General features: G+C 62.8%; 3 protein-coding genes. All 3 read left to right on the top strand.

Translation table 11 applies throughout. From position 1 onward, the window contains the following. The coding region (locus P3W97_RS09220) for a transketolase C-terminal domain-containing protein (RefSeq protein ID WP_300846048.1) at nt 1-332 on the top strand (332 nt) is incomplete at its 5' end. 216 nt (nt 333-548) lie between these two features. Further along, on the top strand, nt 549-1,628 hold the full coding sequence (locus P3W97_RS09215; protein ID WP_300846046.1) for a TRAP transporter substrate-binding protein: 1,080 nt from the start codon (nt 549-551) through the stop codon (nt 1,626-1,628). Nucleotides 1,629-1,782: 154 nt separating this feature from the next. Next, entirely contained in the window at nt 1,783-2,421 is a 639-nt protein-coding gene (locus tag P3W97_RS09210) for a TRAP transporter small permease subunit (RefSeq protein ID WP_300846044.1), read from the top strand. The last annotated feature ends 142 nt before the right edge of the window (nt 2,422-2,563 follow it).

Genomic DNA, 2,563 nt, shown 5'->3' with positions numbered 1-2,563 from the left:
CGACGGTGGCCAACATGCGCTGGGCCAAACCTTTGGACCGCGATCTGGTGCTGGAGCTGGCGCGCGACCACGACGCGCTCGTCACCGTGGAGGAGGGCGCCATCGCCGGCGGTGCCGGGGCCGCGGTGATGGAGTTGCTTGCCGCCGAAGGTGTGGTGCGACCGGTGTTGCCGCTTGGTTTGCCCGATCGCTTCATCGAGCACGGCGACCCCGCCTTGCTGTTGGCGCGGCTGGGACTGGATGCAAGCGGAATCGAGCGCAGCGTACGCGAGCGCTTCGGCGCGCACCTGGTGGCTCGCCCGGTGCTCGAGGTGGTGTATCCTGCTGCTTGAAAGGGGCAGCTTGCGCGCACACGCCTGGGCGAGCGTGGGGTGTGAGACGCTTTGTTGGGTGTTTGAAATAAATTCAAGACTCCCCGTTGACATCCTCCTCTCAGGGTAAACACTCGCGTTGCGGCCGCAGGCGTCCACTATAGTCGGCACCGCAACGCCGCTGGCTTCCCCACCAGCCAAAGGCAACAGTCATTCAACCCCAAGGAGCTTTCCGATATGGATCGTCGTTCCGTCATCAAGCACGCCGGCGTGGCCGGCATCCTGGCCGCGGCGGCTGCGCCCGCGGTGCACGCCCAGGCCACAATCCGTTGGCGCTTGACCTCCAGCTTTCCCAAGTCGCTCGACACCATCCACGGCGCGGCGGAGGTGTTCGCCAAAACCGTCAACGCGATGTCTGGCGGCAAATTTCAGGTTTCCGTGCATGCACCGGGCGAGTTGGTGCCGGCCCTTGGCGTCGTCGATGCGGTGCAACAGGGCACGGTCGAGGCTGGTCACACCGCGCCGTACTACTACTTTGGCAAGGACGATACCTTCGCCATTGGCACCGCCATTCCGTTCGGCATGAACAGCCGCCAGCTCACTGCCTGGTTCTACGATGGCAACGGCATGAAGCTGATGCGCGAGTTCTACGACCAGTACAACATCGTCAACTTCCCAGGCGGCAACACCGGTGCGCAGATGGGGGGGTGGTACCGCAAGGAGATCAAGGGCCCCGCTGACATCAAAGGCCTGAAAATGCGCATCGGTGGTTTTGCCGGCAAGGTGTTGACCCGCATGGGCGCGGTGCCGCAAAACATTCCGGGCGGCGAGATCTACCAGGCGCTGGAGAAGGGTACGATCGACGCGACCGAGTGGGTCGGTCCGTATGACGATGAGAAGTTGGGCTTTTACAAGGTCGCCAAGAACTACTACTACCCGGGCTGGTGGGAAGGTGGCGCGCAGCTCGATTTCTACATCAACAAGAAAGCTTACAACGATTTGCCAGCCGACTACAAGGCAATGGTGGAGGCTGCAGCCAGCCATGCGCATGTGACGATGCAGGCGATGTACGACGCGCGCAACCCGGCGGCACTCAAGCGTCTCGTCGCCAACGGCGTCAAAGTATTGGCGCTGCCCAAGAATGTGATGGATGAGGCCTTCAAGCAGGCCATGGCCCTGTACGACGAGCTGAGCGCCAGCAACCCCAACTGGAAGAAAGTCTACAGCGACTATCGCAACTTCCAGCGCGAAGCCAACCTGTGGTTCCGCTTTACCGAGGCGCGCTTCGACAGCTTCATGCAGGCTGCCAAGCTCTGAGCCCGGCAGATACTGGGCTGGGCGTCAAGCCCAGCCCCAGGGTTGGGCGCAACCCCGCGCAAGCGGGGTTTTCCGTTCTGGAGTGCGGTAAACCGGCTTGAGATGGTCGGCTAGACTGGCTGCCGCAGGTGGGCACGGCGCTGGAGAGTTCACGATGACGTTGTTGTTGCGATTGACGCGGGCCATCGATGCCCTGAATCGAGCCATTGGCTGGTTTGCGATGTGGTTGATCCTTGCCGCTACGCTGATCAGCGCCGGCAATGCCACGGTGCGCCGGGCCCTCGGTACCAGCTCCAACGCTTGGCTGGAGGTGCAGTGGTACCTGTTCGCCGCCGTCTTCATGTTGGGCGGCGGTTACGCTTTCCTGCGCAACGCGCATGTGCGCATCGATTTCATCTCCAGCAAGCTTGGTGCGCGCGCGCGCAACTGGATCGATGTGCTGGGCATCGTGATCTTTGTCTTGCCGCTGTGTGTGATGATGGTCGAGCTCGGCTGGCCGCTGTTCGAGCGGGCCTGGGTCAGCGGCGAGGTGTCTTCCAACGCCGGCGGGTTGGTGCGTTGGCCGGTCTACCTGCTGATTCCGGCAGGCTTCACGCTGCTCGCGCTGCAAAGCGTCAGCGAGCTTATCAAACGCATCGCGTTTCTCGTGGGTGCCGGGCCCGATCCGCTGGATCACACGGGCCCGAGCGAAACCGAACTGCTGGCCAAGGAAATCGCTGCGGCCGAGGCCGAGCGCGCTGCCCGTGGCGGCGCCCCAAGTCCTGATGCCTCCAGTCGGAGAGTGACGCGATGACGGTTTTTTTGCACGACAACTTCGTGCCGGTGATGTTCGCCGGCCTGCTGGTCTTTCTGCTGACTGGCTTTCCGGTGGCGTTCTCGCTGGCGGCCACCGGTCTGTTTTTTGGCTTCATCGGCATGGAGATCGGGCTGTTCCC

Origin of the sequence: Tepidimonas sp., assembly GCF_029335975.1 — a bacterium.
Lineage (GTDB): Bacteria > Pseudomonadota > Gammaproteobacteria > Burkholderiales > Burkholderiaceae_C > Tepidimonas.
This window is presented reverse-complemented; position numbering and strand designations above follow the sequence as displayed.

Coding starts and splice junctions, on each gene's coding strand:
- P3W97_RS09210 (WP_300846044.1), top strand. CDS start 1,783: ATGACGTTGTTGTTGCGATTGACGCGGGCCATCGATGCCCTGAATCGA.
- P3W97_RS09215 (WP_300846046.1), top strand. CDS start 549: ATGGATCGTCGTTCCGTCATCAAGCACGCCGGCGTGGCCGGCATCCTG.